Origin of the sequence: Streptomyces sp. NPDC053560 (assembly GCF_044544605.1) — a bacterium.
Lineage (GTDB): Bacteria > Actinomycetota > Actinomycetes > Streptomycetales > Streptomycetaceae > Streptomyces.
Genome location: NZ_JBITXI010000010.1, coordinates 272,297 through 288,476 on the forward strand (window position 1 = coordinate 272,297; position 16,180 = coordinate 288,476).

Here is a 16,180-nt window from a genome sequence, read left to right on the forward strand (position 1 = left end):
CGCGGGGCGCGCCGCTTCGGGGCCGCACTCCGGCCCGGCCCCCGCTTCGGCACGGATGCGGCACACTGGACGTTTGGCCGTACGTACGGGCGGCCGGGCCTCCCGGTGACGGCGGGCGGGCGCAGGCGAAGCGAAAGGCGAGGCGCGTGAACGGACCCCTCATCGTCCAGAGCGACAAGACGCTGCTGCTGGAGGTGGACCACGAGCAGGCGGACGCCTGCCGGCAGGCCATCGCCCCCTTCGCCGAGCTGGAGCGCGCCCCGGAGCACATCCACACCTACCGGGTGACGCCGCTCGGCCTGTGGAACGCGCGGGCCGCGGGGCACGACGCGGAGCAGGTCGTGGACGCGCTGGTGGCGTTCTCCCGCTACCCGGTCCCGCATGCGCTGCTCGTCGACATCGCCGAGACGATGTCCCGGTACGGCCGCCTCACCCTCAGCAAGGACCCGGCGCACGGCCTCGTGCTCACCACCACCGACCGCCCGGTGCTGGAGGAGATCCTGCGGTCGAAGAAGGTGCAGCCGCTGGTCGGCACCCGGATCGACCCGGACACGGTCGCGGTGCACCCCTCCGAGCGCGGCCAGATCAAGCAGACGCTGCTGAAGCTGGGCTGGCCGGCCGAGGACCTGGCCGGTTACGTCGACGGCGAGGCGCATCCGATCGAGCTGGCCGAGGACGGCTGGTCGCTGCGGCCGTACCAGCAGCAGGCCGTGGAGAACTTCTGGCACGGCGGCTCCGGCGTCGTCGTGCTGCCCTGCGGCGCGGGCAAGACGCTGGTCGGCGCGGGCGCGATGGCCGAGGCCAAGGCGACCACGCTGATCCTCGTGACGAACACCGTCTCCGCGCGCCAGTGGAAGCACGAGCTGGTGAAGCGCACGTCGCTGACCGAGGACGAGATCGGCGAGTACAGCGGTACGAAGAAGGAGATCCGGCCGGTCACCATCGCGACGTACCAGGTGCTGACGACCAAGCGGAAGGGCGTCTACCCGCATCTGGAGCTGTTCGACTCCCGCGACTGGGGCCTGGTCGTCTACGACGAGGTGCACCTGCTGCCCGCGCCGGTCTTCAAGTTCACCGCCGACCTCCAGGCGCGGCGACGGCTGGGCCTGACGGCCACGCTCGTCCGCGAGGACGGCCGCGAGTCCGACGTCTTCTCGCTCATCGGCCCGAAGCGGTTCGACGCACCGTGGAAGGAGATCGAGGCGCAGGGCTACATCGCGCCCGCCGACTGCGTCGAGGTCCGCGTCAATCTGACCGACTCGGAGCGGCTGGCGTACGCCACGGCGGAGAGCGACGAGAAGTACCGCTTCTGCGCGACGACCGGCTCCAAGCAGCAGGTCACCGAGGCGCTGGTGCGCCGGCACGCGGGCGAACAGACCCTGGTGATCGGGCAGTACATCGACCAGCTGGACGAGCTGGGCGAGCATCTGGACGCGCCGGTCATCAAGGGCGACACGAGCAACGCGCAGCGCGAGAAGCTCTTCAACGCGTTCCGCGAGGGCGAGCTGTCCGTTCTGGTCGTCTCCAAGGTCGCGAACTTCTCGATCGACCTGCCGGAGGCAACCGTCGCGATCCAGGTCTCCGGCACGTTCGGCTCACGCCAGGAGGAGGCGCAGCGCCTCGGCCGGGTGCTCCGCCCGAAGGCGGACGGCCACGAGGCGCGCTTCTACTCGGTCGTCGCGCGCGACACCATCGACCAGGACTTCGCAGCCCACCGCCAACGCTTCCTGGCCGAACAGGGCTACGCGTACCGCATCGTGGACGCCCACGAACTCCTGGCGGACGAGGGGGCGTGAGCCGCAGGGCAGAGCCCGACAAGGCGGCGGGCCCGTGACCGTCGGTCCGTGGTCAGTAGCGGTCCGATGTCAGTACCCCTCGGTACTGTGTTGAGAAGGGGCCTCGCCGCCTCCCCAATGGGGGAAGTGGGGAGCGAAACGGTACGCCTGGCGCTCGCGGCGACCAGGCACCGCACGCCTAACGCGGTGACCGAGGCGCCGGTACCCCGTCCCGGCCCGGTACCGCTGCCCGGCCTTCTGCCGCCTCCCCGCCCGGTGCCGCCGAGCGGGCCAGGGCGCCTGCCGCCACGCCGGTCAGTGCGCCGCCTCGCCAGAAGACCGCGGTGAGGAGCAGGGCCAGGCCGATCAGTGGGTACGGCGCCGCCAGTGGCTGCTGCCACCACGGGAGGGCGAGGTCCAGGTCGCCCTTGTGCGGCGTCAGCCACATCGTGCGGGCGGTGAACAGCACGGTCAGCGCCCACCAGGCCGTACGCCGCCACGCGTCCCCGCGTACGTGCGTGGCCAGTACCGCCAGCAGTGGGACGCACCAGACCCAGTGGTGGGACCAGCTGATCGGCGAGACGAGCAGCGCGGTGAGCGCCGTGCACAGCACGCCCCACGCCTCCCGGCCCGCGACCAGGCCCGTCCGGCGGGCCGCCGCCATCCCCACCACGGCCGTGAGCACGGCGGCGGCCGCCCAGACGGTGCCGGGGTGCGGGGTGTGCAGCAGGCGCGCGACGAGGCCCTGGAGCGACTGGTTGTCGACGATCCAGGCCTCGCCGACCCGGCCGGTCTCGTAGAGCCGCGCGGTCCAGAACTCCACGCTGGCGCCGGGCAGGGCGACGACGCCGAGCAGGACCGTGCCCGCGAAGCCGGCGAGCGAGACCAGGGCGGCCCGTACGCGGCCGGTGAGCAGGAGGTACACCGCGAAGAGCGCGGGGGTGAGCTTGATGCCGGCCGCGATGCCGATGGCCAGGCCCTTGCCGCGGGCGCCGTCGGGGCGGGTGAGGTCCCACAGGACGAGGCAGGTCAGCGCGAGGTTGATCTGCCCGAAGACCAGCGTCTGGTACACCGGCTCCAGCCAGAGGGCGAGCGCGGTGGCGGCGAGCAGCGACGGGACGCGGTGCGTGGCGCGCAGTCCGGCGAGGCGCGCGGAGAGGTGGATGAGCAGGGCGAGCAGCGCGACGTTGACGAGTACCGAGGCGACCTTCAGGACACCGGTCGGGAACCACGCCAGCGGTACGAACAGCAGGGCGGCGAACGGCGGGTAGGTGGCGGGGAGGTGCCACTCGGTGACCCGGAAGCCGTAGAGGTCGCCGCCGGTGAGGACGGAGTCGCCCATCGCCCGGTAGACGAGGATGTCGGAGTTCGGCATGGGCACTATCAGGTGCACCAGGCCGAGCGCGGTCAGGGACACCGCGAGCAGCGCCGCAGCGGGGAGCGTGTGGCGCGGGAGGGTGCGGGGCGGTCGAGGGGCCCGGGTGGGGACCGTACGGCCCGCCGGCGGGTCCGGCGTTTCCCGGGTGGTGCGTGGCCTGCCCACGAGGGGCGTTGTCCGCTGGATCGGCTTCCCGTCGGCGGCAGACACGCGGGTGACCCCTCCTTGTCGCCATATGCTGATTGCACCCTGTTTACAGCGACGTTAATCGATCACACACGAACTTTCGTGACGCTTTCCGGACGTCCGGATGTCAATCCTTGGGCCGTGAGGTGCCGGGGTCCGAGGACCGTGACGTATCGGGGGACCGGTCGTCGGCGTACTCGCCCAGTACGACGACGCTGAGGGCGGTACCTGCGAAGACCTTCACGGCCCGCAGGGCACTGCCCACGGGGTGCCGGTGCCCGGTGTCGTGGGCGACGGCGCGGGCGCCGTGTCTGGCACGGCCGGCCGCCTTGGGATCGGGTGGCGTGTTCAGGTAGTCGGTCATGTCTCCATGATGGGATTCACCCGGCCGCCGCACATCCGACCAAGGACCGATCCGCGTGTCGCGCGGCGTACGGCCCCGGAAGCACCGCGCGACGGCCCTCCCCTAGGGGATGCGGGGCCGTTTTAATTCGGTCGCGCGTCCATTGGGTGCTGGCTACAATCGCGCGTCTGCCCGCTTCCCGACGGCTCTCGCCGAGGAGCGCCGCCGCCCGGACGGAAACCGGCCGGCCCCCAGACCACCGCAGCTGCCCGGAGGCGAAGCCGTGCCCTCGCACGCCCAGGACCAGAAAGCCGAGACGACCGAGCACCACGAGAACGACCCCCTGGAGCGCGAACGACGGCACCTCGCCGCTTCCCGTTCCGCGCTCCGTGCCATGCGCGCGGACGCCGAATCGCTGAACATCAAGGACGTCGCGGCGAACTGGGTCAACGCCCAGGTGCTTCAGGGCGAGATCGACGCCCGTATCAAGGCGCTCGCCGACCTCTCCCACACGCCGCTCTTCTTCGGACGGCTGGACTACCTGCACGCGCCGGGGACGGAGCTGGCCGAGGGGCCATCGAAAGGGGCGGCGCGGAGCGCCTCCGGCAAGGGCGGTGGCGGGCGACGGGAGGGCGAGGACTTCTACATCGGGCGGCGGCACGTCCACGACGCCGACGGCGACCCGATGGTGATCGACTGGCGCGCGCCGGTCTCCCAGCCGTTCTACCGGGCCTCCAAGAAGGACCCGATGGGCCTGCGGCTGCGTCGCCGCTTCGGGTACACCGGCGGCGAGCTGACCGCGTACGAGGACGAGCACCTCACCGACCCGGCGGAGGCCGAGCAGACCTCCAAGCTGCTCCAGACGGAGATCGAGCGGCCGCGCGTGGGTCCGATGCGGGACATCGTGGCCACCATCCAGCCCGAGCAGGACGAGATCGTCCGGGCCGGGATCGGCGGCACTGTCTGCGTCCAGGGAGCGCCCGGTACGGGGAAGACCGCCGTCGGCCTGCACCGGGTCGCGTACCTCCTCTACGCGCACCGCGAGCGGCTGGCGCGCGCGGGCACCCTCGTCATCGGGCCCAACAAGTCCTTCCTGCACTACATCGAGCAGGTGCTGCCCGCGCTGGGTGAGCTGGAGGTCAAGCAGGCCACGGTCGACGACCTCGTCGCGCATGTGGAGGTGCGCGGCACGGACGACGCCGCGGCCGCCATGGTGAAGGGCGACGCGCGGATGGCGGAGGTGCTGCGCCGCGCCGTGCGCGCGCACGTCACGATGCCCACCGAGGGATGCGTGGTGGTCCGCGGTTCCCGCCGCTGGCGCGTGCCCGCGTACGAACTGGAGGAGATCGTCACGCAGTTGCTGGACCGCGGCATCCGGTACGGCGCGGGCCGGGAGGCGCTGCCGCACCGTATCGCGCACGCCGTGCTCGTCCAGATGGAGCGGGCCGGCGAGGCGCCCGACGACCGGGTGCAGGACGCGGTCGCCCGGAACGCCGCGGTGAAGGCGACGGTCAAGGAGATCTGGCCGCCGGTGGACCCGGCCAAGCTGGTGCTGCGGCTGCTCAGCGACGCGGACTTCCTCGCCGAGCACGCCGACGGCGTCCTCACCGACGAGGAACAGAAGACCGTCCTGTGGACCAGGCCCGCCCGCGGCGTCCGCAGCGCCAAGTGGTCACCGGCCGACGCCGTCCTCATCGACGAGGCGCGCGACCTGGTGGAGCGTACGCACTCGCTGGGGCACGTGGTCCTGGACGAGGCGCAGGACCTCTCCCCCATGCAGTACCGGGCCGTGGGGCGCCGCTGTTCGACGGGTTCGGCGACCGTGCTGGGCGACATCGCCCAGGGGACGACGCCGTGGTCGACGGACACCTGGGAGGAGGCGCTGACGCACCTGGGCAAGCCGGGCGCCGAGGTCGAGGAGCTGACGCAGGGCTTCCGTGTGCCGCGTGAGGTGATCGCGTACGCCTCTCGGCTGCTCCCGGCGATCGCGCCGGACCTCTCCGAGGCGACCTCCATCCGTGAGTCGCCGGGCGACTTCGGGATCCGTCCGACGACGGCGGAGGCGCTGGACGCTGCGGTGGTCGGGGCCTGTCGCGACGCGCTGGCGCGGGAGGGTTCCATCGGTCTGATCGCCGCCGAGCCCCGTATCCCCGCCCTGCGTGCGGCGCTGGCCGAGGCGGGCCTGGCCACGCTGGAACCGGGCGAGGAGACCTCGGCGGACGCCCGGCTCACGCTCGTGCCCGCCACGCTCGCCAAGGGTCTGGAGTACGACTACGTGGTGCTGGACGAGCCGGCGGCGCTGGTGGACGCCGAGCCCGACCACCGGACCGGCCTGCGCCGCCTGTACGTCTGCCTCACCCGTGCCGTCTCGGGGCTGACGATCGTGCACGCGGCGCCGCTGCCGGAGGAACTGGCGGGCTGACGGGCCCGTCGGCCCCGGCCGAGACCCGGGGCCGAGCCCTCGGCGGGAGCGGGCCCCGGCAGCCCCGGTCCCCCGGCGGGCGTGGGCCGCTCAGCTGTCGATTGCCGTGCGCCAGGTCTCGACGGCGGCCGGGGCGACCGGCGCGGACCAGCCGTGCGGGCGGGCCGCGCCGCCGATGTGGAAGGCGGTGACGCCGGCGGCCCGGAGGCGGGGCACATGGCCGAGGGCGAGGCCACCGCCCGCCATGATCTGCGGGTCGTACCCCGGTTCGCCGGAGGCGGCACGGGCCGCCTCGGCCAGGAGGACCGACAGCCCGTCGTCGACGCCGGCGGGCGAGCCCGCGGTGAGGTAGGTGTCCAGGCCCGGCCGGCCGTCGAGGCGCTTGCGCAGGCCGTCGCGGTCGGCGGCGCGGTCGATGGCGCGGTGGAAGGTCCAGCGGCAGCCGTCGATCACCTCGGCCAGCCGGTCCAGCGCCGCGAGGTCGGGCCCGCCGTCCTCGGCCAGGAAGCCGAGCACGAACTCCTCGGCGCCCTCGGCCCGGAGGGCCGCGGCTTCGGCGCACAGCGCGTCGAACGTACGGGCGTCGCCCGCCGCGAAGCCGTCCGCCGCGCGCAGCATGACGCGCAGCGGGATGCCGACGGCGGCCCGCACTGCGGCGACGGTCTCGCGCGGCGGGGTCAGCCCGTCGGCGGCCATGTCCGTGACCAGTTCGAGGCGGTCCGCCCCTCCGGCCTCGGCCGCGGCGGCGTCCGCGGCATCGAGCGCGATCACCTCAAGGATTGGTCTAGACATGTGCTCAAGAGTGCCACACACGGCAGGCCACCGCTACGGAGCGACACCGATACGGCGCGAAAGCGATCCGGCGGAATCGTCCCGGACACGCCACCGATCGGCGCGGATCACTGTGGTGGGGCCTCAGGTCCGGATGCGCACAATGGGCGTATGGCTTCCTCTCCGACGGACACCGCAGACCGCACGGACGCGGGCGACCTCCTGCGCCGCCGCTGGCACGACGCCGTTCTGGCGCTCCGGGACGCCGGTACCGCCGCGTCCGCCATGCCGGACCCCGCTCCGTACGCCGACAACCTGCTCGCGCGCTGGGCCGAGCCGCAGCGCCGGTACCACACGACCGCCCATCTGACCGCCGTGCTGGACCGGATCGACGAACTCGCCGCGCACGCGGCCGAGCCGGATGCCGTACGGCTCGCCGCGTGGTTCCACGACGCCGTCTACCGGCCGGACCGGTCCGAGAACGAGGAACGCAGCGCCGCGCTGGCCGAACGGGCGCTGCCGGAGCTGGGGATCGACGCCGAGCGCACGGCGGAGGTCGCGCGACTGGTGCGGCTCACGGTCACGCACGATCCCGCGGAGGACGACAGCAACGGCGAGGTGCTGTGCGACGCGGACCTGGCGGTGCTGGCCGGGGCGCCCGAGCAGTACGCCGCGTACGCCGCTGCGGTGCGGGAGGAGTTCGGGTTCGTGCCGGACGAGGCCTTCCGCGCCGGGCGGGCCGACGTCCTGCGGCAGCTGCTGGCGCTGCCGCGGCTGTTCCGTACACCGGTGGGGCACGACAGATGGGAGCGGCTGGCCCGGCGGAACCTCAGCACGGAGCTCGACCTTCTGACGTCATGAGGGCGACGACCGGGGCGGGGCGGAGGCGCCAGGGTCCGGGGCGCACCGCACACACGTTCATCTCTCCTCGCGCAGCCGGCTCAGCGGCGCTCGCCCCGGCTGCGCGCGTTCGCCAGCGCCGTACGGGCGGCGAGCCGTTCGCGCGGAGTGGCCTCCCGGGCATCGGCCGGCGGGCAGTCCCATTCGCGGCCGCCCCCCGGCGGGCGCAGCTGCACGTAGGGCCCTTCGTGTCCCATCACCTCCCCGATCCTGCCGAACCGGGTGTCGACCACGTACGACCCCTTCGCCGGGAGCGTCACCGGGTACCTCATCTCTCCGGTCGCTGACCTCACTGCGCCTCACCGCGCCTCACTGCGCCTAATCGCGCTCCGTCGCGCCTCACTGGTTGTGTCTATATGGTGACGGTCCGGGGTTAAGCTTGACAGAGGGTGACATCCAACAACACCAGGTGCACGACAGGGAGTGGGCCATGCCGAAGCCGAAGCAACTGGACGCATCGGAATCACCGAGGGCGCTCTACGGCGCCGAGCTGCGATTCAAGCGGGAGAGAGCAGGGCTGACGCAGGCCGAGCTCGGGGCACCCATGTTCGTCAGCGGGTCGTTCATCGGCCAGCTCGAATCGGGCGCACGACGTATGCAGACGGAGTACGCACGACGGATCGACGAGATCCTGGACACCGACGGGTTCTTCGCACGGAATGCCGAGGCCGCCCAGCGCTCGCGCTATCCGGAACACTTCGCGGACGCCGTCGAGGTCGAGTCCTTAGCCCTGTCGATCAGGGAGTACGCACCCCTGCTCGTCCCGGGGCTGCTGCAAACGGAGGAATACGCGCGAGCCGTGTTCCGCGCGGTGCATCCGGTGGCTCCCGAGGAGGTCATCGACAACCTGCTGTCGGCGCGGCTGGACCGCGCCCGCATCCTCGACAATCCAACAACCCCGTTGTTCTGGGCGGTACTCGACGAGAACGTGCTGCGCCGCCCGGTGGGCGGTCCGGCCGCGATGCACGCCCAACTCACCCATATAGCCGCGCTCATGCGTCGAAATCGCGTCATCGTGCAACTGCTGCCGTACTCGGAGGGCGCCCACGCCGGTCTCGAAGGTTCGCTGAAGCTGATGACATTCGCAGATGCACCGCCCGTCGCGTACCTACAAGGCCTTGAAACAGGTCAGATGTTGGATGAGCCTTTGCGTGTGGAACGGTACGGCCTGGCTTACGATCTCGTCCGGGCCGCTGCACTGTCACCCGAAGCGTCCCTCGTTCAGATCGAGTTGGCGGCGAAGGAATTCCACGATGATCACGGATAACGACACGTTCCACCCGGCGCGGTACCGCGCCGTTCCCGGCGCGGGCCACGGTGCGCACAGCACCGCGGCCCGCCGCCCGTCGGGCCACGCGCTCGACCTCTCCGCCGTCCGCTGGCGCAAGAGCAGCTACAGCGGCGGCAGCGGCGGCGACTGCGTGGAGATGGGCTACGGCGCCCCCGGCGCCGTCCCGGTGCGCGACAGCAAGATCCCTTGGGGCCCGGCGATCGTCGTGCCGCCGGCCGCCTGGTCGGCGTTTGTCACGGCGGTGCGGGACGGCGCGCTGGACGGGGCCGCCGGCGCCTGATGACCGCCGGGACGGGACGCGGCGGGTAACAGCCGCGTCACCTGCCGATGAAGACGGCCGTACGGGCCGATGACGGTCACTTCGGCGCGGACCCGCCGGGAATGTCATGCCTGTTCACACTGTTCATGCGTGTCATGCCTGTCCCTTCCACTCGCGCCGAACGCGCCCGAATGCCCCTCGCCGTCTACATCCTCGGCCTGTCCGTCTTCGCTCTCGGCACGAGCGAGTTCATGCTCTCCGGAATCCTCCAGCCACTGGCCCGGGACATGGACGTCTCCATCCCGCAAGCCGGACTGCTCGTCTCGGCTTTCGCGATCGGCATGGTGGTCGGCGCACCGACGCTGGCCGCCGCCACCCTCCGCCTGCCGCGCCGTACGACGCTGATCGCGCTCCTCACGGTCTTCGGTCTCGGCCAGGTCGCGGGCGCCCTCGCGCCTTCGTACCCCGTGCTGTTCGTCTCCCGTGTGGTCAGCGCGCTGGCCTGCGCGGGCTTCTGGGCGGTCGGCGCGGCGGTGGCCGTCTCGCTCGTGCCCTTCACGGCGCGCGCCCGCGCGATGGCCGTGATGGTCGGCGGTCTCAGCATCGCCAACATCGCGGGGGTGCCGGCCGGTGCGCTGCTCGGGCAGACGGCCGGCTGGCGCGCCGCGTTCTGGGGTGTGGCGGCCCTCTCCGCGATCGGCCTCGTGGGCGTGATCGCCCTCGTGCCGCGCACGGAGGTGCCCACGGGTGAGGACCGCCCGCAGCTCCGCCGTGAGCTGGCGATCTACCGGGACAAGCAGGTCTGGCTGTCGCTCAGCGCCACCGCGCTGAACGCCGCCGCGGTCTTCGCGCTGTTCTCGTACCTCTCCCCGCTGCTCACCGACGCCGCAGGGCTCGCCGAGAGCTGGGTGCCCACGGTCCTGGCGCTGTTCGGTGTCGGCGCGCTCATCGGTACATACATAGGCGGCCGGGTCGCCGACGCGCACCTCTTCCCGACCCTCTTCGGCGGCATCGCCGCCTCCACCGTCGTCCTGGCGGCGCTCGCGCTCACCGCGCACAACTCCGTGGCCGCCATCGCGCTTTCGCTGATGCTGGGCGTCACGGCGTTCGCCACGGCACCGGCCCTGAACGCCCGGATGTTCAACGTGGCCAACGCCGCGCCCACGCTGGCCGGGGCCACCACGACGGCCGCCTTCAACATCGGCAACACCCTCGGCCCGTGGCTCGGCGGCCTGGTCATCAGCGCGCACTGGGGCTACCCGGCCGTGGCGTGGACCGGCGCGGCACTGGCGGCCGCCGCGGTCGTCACGACCGCCCTCTCCTACCGTGCGCAGCGCTCGGCGAGCCCCTCCCGCCTCGTCGCCTCCTCGGACGAACCGGGCACCCACGAGCCCGCTGCCTACGAGACTGCCGCCCACGAGCCTGTTGCCGACGAAGCGGGGGCGGACGAGCGGGGCGCGGCGACGGGCGCGAAGCACCTCTGAGGGCGAGCGCCTGCTCCGCATGCGGGGCGGGCGCCTGCTTCGTATCCGTAGGGCGGACCCCGCTGCGTATCCGTAGGGCTCACGCCCGCCACGTAGGCGCCCGGCGCCCGGCGTCCGGGGGCGGGTTCAGTGCCGCCGGTGTTTCGGCCGGCGCAGCCCCGCCGCCGTGAGCCGGCGCACCAGTTCCTTGCTGCCGATCTCGACCGCGCCGGCCCGTACGGCGTCGGCGTACCGTTCCGCCGGCAGGTCGTAGTGATCGCGCTCGAAAGCGCGGCGCGGCGCGCCGAGGCCGGCGGCGAAGGCGTGCAGCTCCTCGAACGACACGTCGCTCACCAGATGCGACCACAGCCGGCCGTGCCCCGGCCAGGTCGGCGGGTCGATGTAGACCGTCACCCCGGGCCCCTCAGCGCCCCGCGGTGCCGAGCGAGCCGACACGGGCCACCGAGACCGCCGTCTTCGCGCAGACCCAGTGCGGGTCGGGCCCCAGCTCCGGCTCCACGTCCAGCGCGTGCGGGTCGCCGCCGTCGGTGCACACCGGGCACAGCGGCCAGCGGCCGTACCGCTCCAGCAGCGAGTCCTGGACGTCCTGGGCGACGAGCCCGGCGACGAATTCGATCCCCTCCGGCCACTGCTCCACCCACCACCGCCGGTGCGCGACCGCGTCCTCCACCATCGAGACGATGTCCGCGTCGGCGACCTCGTCCGCCATCAGATCCGCGATCACCAGGGCCCGTGCCGCGTGCAGCGCCTGTTCCAACTCCATACGCCCATTGTCGCGCGTACGCGCCGGAGCCCCACACGCGTTCCCGTCCACCGACCGGCCCCAAGTTGTCCACAGGCCACGGAAAGGTATTGACGCCGCGTACAGCTGAAATTACTTTTCAATGGTGAGCGCGAAATTGAAGGAAACTTTCAGCAGCAGCCCCGGCGACCGCCCCACTCCCCGAACCGGTCCCGGCGCCGCCCGCCGCCCCCAGCCGGACCGGACCCCGCCCGCCCCCGCGGCCCTCGCCGCCAAGGTGCGCACGCTGGCGCCGTCCATGACCCGCTCCATGCAGCGGGTCGCGGAGACCGTCGCCGCCGACCCGGCCGGCTGCGCCGCGCTCACCGTCACCGGCCTCGCCGAACGCACCGGCACCAGCGAGGCCACCGTCGTCCGCACCTCCCGCCTGCTGGGCTACCCCGGCTACCGCGACCTGCGGCTGGCGCTCGCGGCCCTCGCCGCGCAGCAGGCCACCGGCCGGGCGCCCGCGGTCACGGCCGACATAGCGGTCGACGACTCCCTCACCGACGTGGTCACCAAGCTCGCGCAGGAAGAGCAGCAGTGCCTCGCCGACACCGCGGCCGCGCTGGACACCACCCAGCTGGAGGCGGCCGTGGCCGCGCTCGCCGGCGCCCGCCGCATCGACGTCTACGGCATCGGCGCCTCCAGCCTCGTCGGCCAGGACCTGGCACAGAAGCTGCTGCGCATCGGCCTGATCGCGCACGCCCACGCCGATCCGCACCTCGCCGTGACCAACGCCGTCCAGATGCGGACCGGCGACGTCGCCATCGCGATCACCCACTCCGGGCGCACGACCGACGTCATAGAGCCGCTGCGGGTCGCCTTCGACCACGGCGCGACGACGATCGCCATCACCGGCCGCCCGGACGGCGAGATCGCCTCCTACGCCGACCACATACTCACCACCTCCACCGCCCGGGAGAGCGAGCTGCGCCCGGCGGCCATGTCGTCCCGTACGAGCCAGCTGCTCGTCGTCGACTGCCTCTTCGTCGGCGTCGCCCAGCGCACGTACGAGACGGCGGCGCCCGCCCTCTCCGCCTCCTACGAGGCCCTGGCGCACCGCCACTCCCCCCGCCCCCGCTGACCCGCCCGCACGCACCACCCGCCCCACCCCCTGCCGTACCGGGAGACCCCCACACCATGACTTCCACCGCTGACCACGCCGAGCTGCGGGCCCAGTTGGAGACCCTCACCACCGAGGCGTTCCGGCCGGAGCTCGCCGAGATCGACCGCATGTCCACCCTGGACATCGCCCGCACGATGAACGGCGAGGACGCCACCGTCCCGGCCGCCGTCGCCGAGCAGCTGCCGCGGATCGCCGCCGCCATCGACGGCACGGCGGCCCGCATGGCCCGCGGCGGCCGGCTGATCTACGCCGGGGCCGGCACGGCGGGCCGGCTGGGCATCCTCGACGCCAGCGAGTGCCCGCCCACCTTCAACACCGACCCCGAAGAGGTCATCGGGCTGATCGCGGGCGGCCCGCCCGCCATGCTCACCGCCGTGGAGGGCGCCGAGGACAGCAAGGACCTGGCCGCCGCCGAGCTGGACGCGCTCGCCCTGACCGCCGACGACACGGTGGTCGGCATCTCCGCCTCGGGCCGCACGCCGTACGCCATCGGCGCCGTCGAGCACGCCCGCGCCCAGGGCGCGCTGACCATCGGCCTGTCGTGCAACACCGGCTCCGCGCTCGCGGCCGCCGCCGACCACGGCATCGAGGTCGTCGTCGGCCCCGAGCTGCTGACCGGCTCCACCCGCCTGAAGGCCGGTACGGCCCAGAAGCTGGTGCTGAACATGCTCTCGACCATCACGATGATCCGGCTGGGCAAGACCTACGGAAACCTGATGGTCGACGTCCGGGCGTCCAACGACAAGCTGCGGGCCCGGTCCCGGCGCATCGTCGCGCTGGCCACCGGCGCGTCCGACGCGGAGATCGAGGACGCGCTCACCGCCACCGACGGGGAGGTGAAGAACGCCATCCTGACCATCCTCGGCTCCGTGGACGGCCCGACCGCGGCCCGCCTGCTCGCCGCCTCCCAAGGACACCTGCGCGCCGCCCTCCAGGCCGCAGCCCGGGAAGGCTGACCGGGGCGCCCCGCCCAGGACGGCCGACCGCCCGCCCGCGCACTCCCTCCGGGAGCGGCGCCCTCTCTCCCCCCCTCGCGCGACGACGCGCACCCTCCGACAGAACAGCGCCTGCACATGACCTCTGCATCTCCCCAGGGGAACTCCGGCTCCCCGGACAAGAACCGCGCCACCGCCGCCGCGCTCCTGCCCCTCGTGGGCGGCGCTGCCAACATCACGTCCGTCGCGCACTGCATGACCCGGCTCCGCCTCGGCATCAAGGACCGCTCGTTGGTCCAGGACGACGCCCTGAAGGCGCTGCCGGCCGTCATGGGAGTGGTCGAGGACGACACCTACCAGATCGTGCTGGGCCCCGGCACGGTCGCCCGCGTCACGCCCGTCTTCGAGGAACTGGTCGAGGAGGAGCGGACGGCAGCCCCCGAGCCGCAGGCGACCGGGCCCGCACCGGCCGCCGGCACCACCGGAGCCGCCGCCCCGACCAGCCCGACCGGCTCCTCCCACCCCTCCGGCTCGTCCGACGGACCGGGGGCACCCGGCGACCCCGCCCCCCTCACCCCCCTCACCGCCGACGAGCTGGCCGCTCAGGGCGCCGCGATCAAGGCCCGACGGAAGGCGGCGAACGCCACCCCCTTCAAGCTGTTCCTCCGCCGGATCGCCAACATCTTCGTCCCGCTGATCCCGGCCCTCATCGGCTGCGGCATCATCGCCGGCATCAACGGCCTGCTGACCAACCTCGGCTGGCTGCCGGCCCTGGTCCCCGCGCTGACCGCCATCGCCTCCGGCTTCATGGCGCTGATCGCGGTGTTCGTCGGCTTCAACACGGCGAAGGAGTTCGGCGGTACGCCGATCCTCGGCGGCGCGGTCGCGGCGATCATCGTCTTCCCGGGCGTCGCGAACATCACCGCGTTCGGCCAGAAGCTCTCCCCCGGCCAGGGCGGCGTCCTCGGCGCGCTCGGCGCCGCCGTACTGGCGGTGTACATCGAGAAGTGGTGCCGCAAGTGGGTCCCCGAATCGCTGGACGTCCTGGTCACCCCGACCCTCACCGTTCTGCTCACCGGGCTGGTGACGATCTTCGGCCTGATGTACGCCGCGGGTGAGGTCTCCTCCGCGATCGGTACGGCCGCCAACTGGCTCCTCGCCCACGGCGGCGCGCTCGCCGGCTTCGTCCTCGGCGGTCTCTTCCTGCCGCTGGTGATGCTCGGCCTGCACCAGGCCCTCATCCCCATCCACACCACCCTCATCGAGCAGCAGAGCTATACGGTCCTGCTGCCGATCCTGGCCATGGCCGGCGCGGGCCAGGTCGGCGCGGCCGTCGCCGTCTACCTCCGCCTCCCCCGCAACGGCTCCATCCGTACGACGATCAAGTCCGCCCTCCCCGCCGGCTTCCTCGGCGTCGGCGAACCGCTGATCTACGGCGTCTCGCTCCCGCTCGGGCGGCCGTTCATCACCGCCTGCGTCGGCGGCGCGTTCGGCGGCGCCTTCGTCGGCCTCTTCAACCAGCTCGGCACGGCCGTCGGCTCCACCGCCATCGGCCCCTCCGGCTGGGCCCTCTTCCCCCTCCTCAAGGGAAACCACGACCTGGGCACGACGGCGGTCATCTACGCCGTGGGCCTCCTCGCCGGCTATGTCGTCGGCTTCCTGGCCACCTACTTCTTCGGCTTCAGCAAGCAGATGCTCACCGACCTGAACACCGACACCACCCGCGCTCCGGTGGCCGGCGGCACCGCCCCCGGCACGTCCGCCACCGGCGGCGACACCGCCGCGGCCAAGGCCCCGGCGGCCGTATGACCCCTCCGCACTGAGCGGCACAGCAGCTCACATCAGGGTGCCGGGAGGGGGAGCCCCGTCCCGGCACCCTGGCTACCCGTTGCCGGCGGCCGTCCGCAGGAAGCGCACCAGCTCCTGCACGTCATACCCGAGACGCGGACCGCGCTCGGCGGCCATCAGCAGCAGTTGCCCGACGATCTCCGCGCCCCGGCCGTCGGTTCCGTCCTCACACCACTCGTCCAGCTTCTCGATACCGAGGCCGGACATGAGCAGCCCGTGCTCGGCACGGATCTCGGCACACACCTCGGCAACCGCGTCGAGGAGTCCGTCGCCGGGCCGCTCGCAGCACAGGGCCAGGTAGCCGCCGAGGTTCCGCACCTCACGGCCTTCGGGCGGCCGGGCTTTGAGCGTGTCGTAACGACGATCGTCGACTCCCGGCTGTTCGCCGGGCGGACAGTGGATCAGCCGGAACCGTTGCCGTCCGCGGCCGGTGGGTCTGGAGACCGAACGCCTCATGCGCGAGCGCGCCTGCCCCTCGTAGGTATCGGCCCGGACCGTGACCGTGCGGGTCCCGTCCGTCCCGGCAGCGGCGTACTCGCCGGTCGCCTCGTCCTTCTCGAACCTGATCGAAAGACCCATGGCGGCACCGTCCCACCCACCACCGACAACAGCGGCTGACCCGAAGGAGCTCGGCCCGCCCGCCGCGCCCCGGAAAACGCCCGAGGGCGGCACCCCCGT

16 protein-coding genes are annotated in these 16,180 nt (G+C 72.7%); 9 read left to right on the forward strand and 7 right to left on the reverse strand.

All coding sequences use genetic code 11. The features are described 5' to 3' along the window. Positions 1–146 precede the first annotated feature (146 nt). On the forward strand, positions 147–1,796 hold the full coding sequence (locus tag ACIGQF_RS25010; protein ID WP_399714163.1) for a DNA repair helicase XPB: 1,650 nt from the start codon (positions 147–149) through the stop codon (positions 1,794–1,796). Between the two features lie 178 nt (positions 1,797–1,974). Here the strand turns inward: ACIGQF_RS25010 and ACIGQF_RS25015 are convergent, their stop codons facing one another. Together ACIGQF_RS25015 and ACIGQF_RS25020 are read right to left on the reverse strand one after the other, a co-directional pair. After that, the gene (locus ACIGQF_RS25015) at positions 1,975–3,363 is read right to left on the reverse strand and encodes a glycosyltransferase 87 family protein (RefSeq protein WP_399714165.1); all 1,389 of its coding nucleotides are present in this window, start codon (positions 3,361–3,363) and stop codon (positions 1,975–1,977) included. A 103-nt stretch (positions 3,364–3,466) separates the two neighbouring features. Next, positions 3,467–3,703, reverse strand: coding sequence for a hypothetical protein (locus ACIGQF_RS25020; protein WP_399714168.1), 237 nt, complete (start codon positions 3,701–3,703; stop codon positions 3,467–3,469). Positions 3,704–3,965: 262 nt separating this feature from the next. Here ACIGQF_RS25020 and ACIGQF_RS25025 point away from each other — a divergent pair, with 262 nt between their 5' ends. Next, positions 3,966–6,104 carry a HelD family protein gene (locus ACIGQF_RS25025; protein ID WP_399714170.1) on the forward strand — a complete coding sequence of 713 codons (2,139 nt, stop codon included), beginning with the start codon at positions 3,966–3,968 and terminating at the stop codon, positions 6,102–6,104. 90 nt (positions 6,105–6,194) lie between these two features. Here ACIGQF_RS25025 and ACIGQF_RS25030 read toward each other — a convergent pair whose 3' ends face one another. Then, a complete protein-coding gene (locus ACIGQF_RS25030) occupies positions 6,195–6,896 on the reverse strand; it encodes a copper homeostasis protein CutC (protein ID WP_399714173.1) in 702 nt (233 codons plus the stop codon). Between the two features lie 150 nt (positions 6,897–7,046). Between ACIGQF_RS25030 and ACIGQF_RS25035 the strand changes: the two genes are divergently transcribed. After that, complete coding sequence (locus tag ACIGQF_RS25035; RefSeq protein WP_399714176.1) at positions 7,047–7,736, forward strand: hypothetical protein; 690 nt, start codon at positions 7,047–7,049, stop codon at positions 7,734–7,736. A gap of 80 nt (positions 7,737–7,816) precedes the next feature. On the opposite strand, the gene ACIGQF_RS25040 is transcribed toward ACIGQF_RS25035, so the two are convergent. Further along, entirely contained in the window at positions 7,817–8,047 is a 231-nt protein-coding gene (locus ACIGQF_RS25040) for a hypothetical protein (RefSeq protein ID WP_361559219.1), read from the reverse strand. Between the two features lie 158 nt (positions 8,048–8,205). Between ACIGQF_RS25040 and ACIGQF_RS25045 the strand changes: the two genes are divergently transcribed. The 3 genes from ACIGQF_RS25045 to ACIGQF_RS25055 all read left to right on the forward strand — a co-directional run bounded on the left by ACIGQF_RS25045 (position 8,206) and on the right by ACIGQF_RS25055 (position 10,809). Beyond that, positions 8,206–9,042, forward strand: coding sequence for a helix-turn-helix domain-containing protein (locus ACIGQF_RS25045; RefSeq protein WP_399714180.1), 837 nt, complete (start codon positions 8,206–8,208; stop codon positions 9,040–9,042). Then, complete coding sequence (locus ACIGQF_RS25050; RefSeq protein WP_399714183.1) at positions 9,029–9,346, forward strand: DUF397 domain-containing protein; 318 nt, start codon at positions 9,029–9,031, stop codon at positions 9,344–9,346. The genes ACIGQF_RS25045 and ACIGQF_RS25050 overlap by 14 nt, the downstream gene beginning before the upstream one ends. A 170-nt stretch (positions 9,347–9,516) precedes the next feature. Beyond that, complete coding sequence (locus tag ACIGQF_RS25055; RefSeq protein WP_399714442.1) at positions 9,517–10,809, forward strand: Cmx/CmrA family chloramphenicol efflux MFS transporter; 1,293 nt, start codon at positions 9,517–9,519, stop codon at positions 10,807–10,809. A 126-nt stretch (positions 10,810–10,935) separates the two neighbouring features. Here ACIGQF_RS25055 and ACIGQF_RS25060 read toward each other — a convergent pair whose 3' ends face one another. Both ACIGQF_RS25060 and ACIGQF_RS25065 read right to left on the reverse strand, forming a co-directional pair. Continuing rightward, complete coding sequence (locus tag ACIGQF_RS25060; RefSeq protein WP_399714185.1) at positions 10,936–11,202, reverse strand: DUF4031 domain-containing protein; 267 nt, start codon at positions 11,200–11,202, stop codon at positions 10,936–10,938. Positions 11,203–11,212: 10 nt separating this feature from the next. Next, on the reverse strand, positions 11,213–11,572 hold the full coding sequence (locus ACIGQF_RS25065; RefSeq protein WP_361559207.1) for a hypothetical protein: 360 nt from the start codon (positions 11,570–11,572) through the stop codon (positions 11,213–11,215). Between the two features lie 124 nt (positions 11,573–11,696). Here ACIGQF_RS25065 and ACIGQF_RS25070 point away from each other — a divergent pair, with 124 nt between their 5' ends. The 3 genes from ACIGQF_RS25070 (at position 11,697) to ACIGQF_RS25080 (ending at position 15,463) form a co-directional block, all read left to right on the forward strand. Continuing rightward, entirely contained in the window at positions 11,697–12,677 is a 981-nt protein-coding gene (locus ACIGQF_RS25070) for a MurR/RpiR family transcriptional regulator (protein ID WP_399714188.1), read from the forward strand. Positions 12,678–12,733: 56 nt separating this feature from the next. Beyond that, positions 12,734–13,675, forward strand: coding sequence for an N-acetylmuramic acid 6-phosphate etherase (gene murQ, locus ACIGQF_RS25075; protein ID WP_399714191.1), 942 nt, complete (start codon positions 12,734–12,736; stop codon positions 13,673–13,675). 117 nt (positions 13,676–13,792) lie between these two features. Further along, positions 13,793–15,463: a PTS transporter subunit EIIC gene (locus ACIGQF_RS25080; RefSeq protein ID WP_399714193.1), complete on the forward strand. Its 1,671-nt coding sequence runs from the start codon at positions 13,793–13,795 to the stop codon at positions 15,461–15,463. 72 nt (positions 15,464–15,535) lie between these two features. Here the strand turns inward: ACIGQF_RS25080 and ACIGQF_RS25085 are convergent, their stop codons facing one another. Next, the gene (locus ACIGQF_RS25085; protein ID WP_399714196.1) at positions 15,536–16,081 is read right to left on the reverse strand and encodes a hypothetical protein; all 546 of its coding nucleotides are present in this window, start codon (positions 16,079–16,081) and stop codon (positions 15,536–15,538) included. Positions 16,082–16,180: the final 99 nt, after the last annotated feature.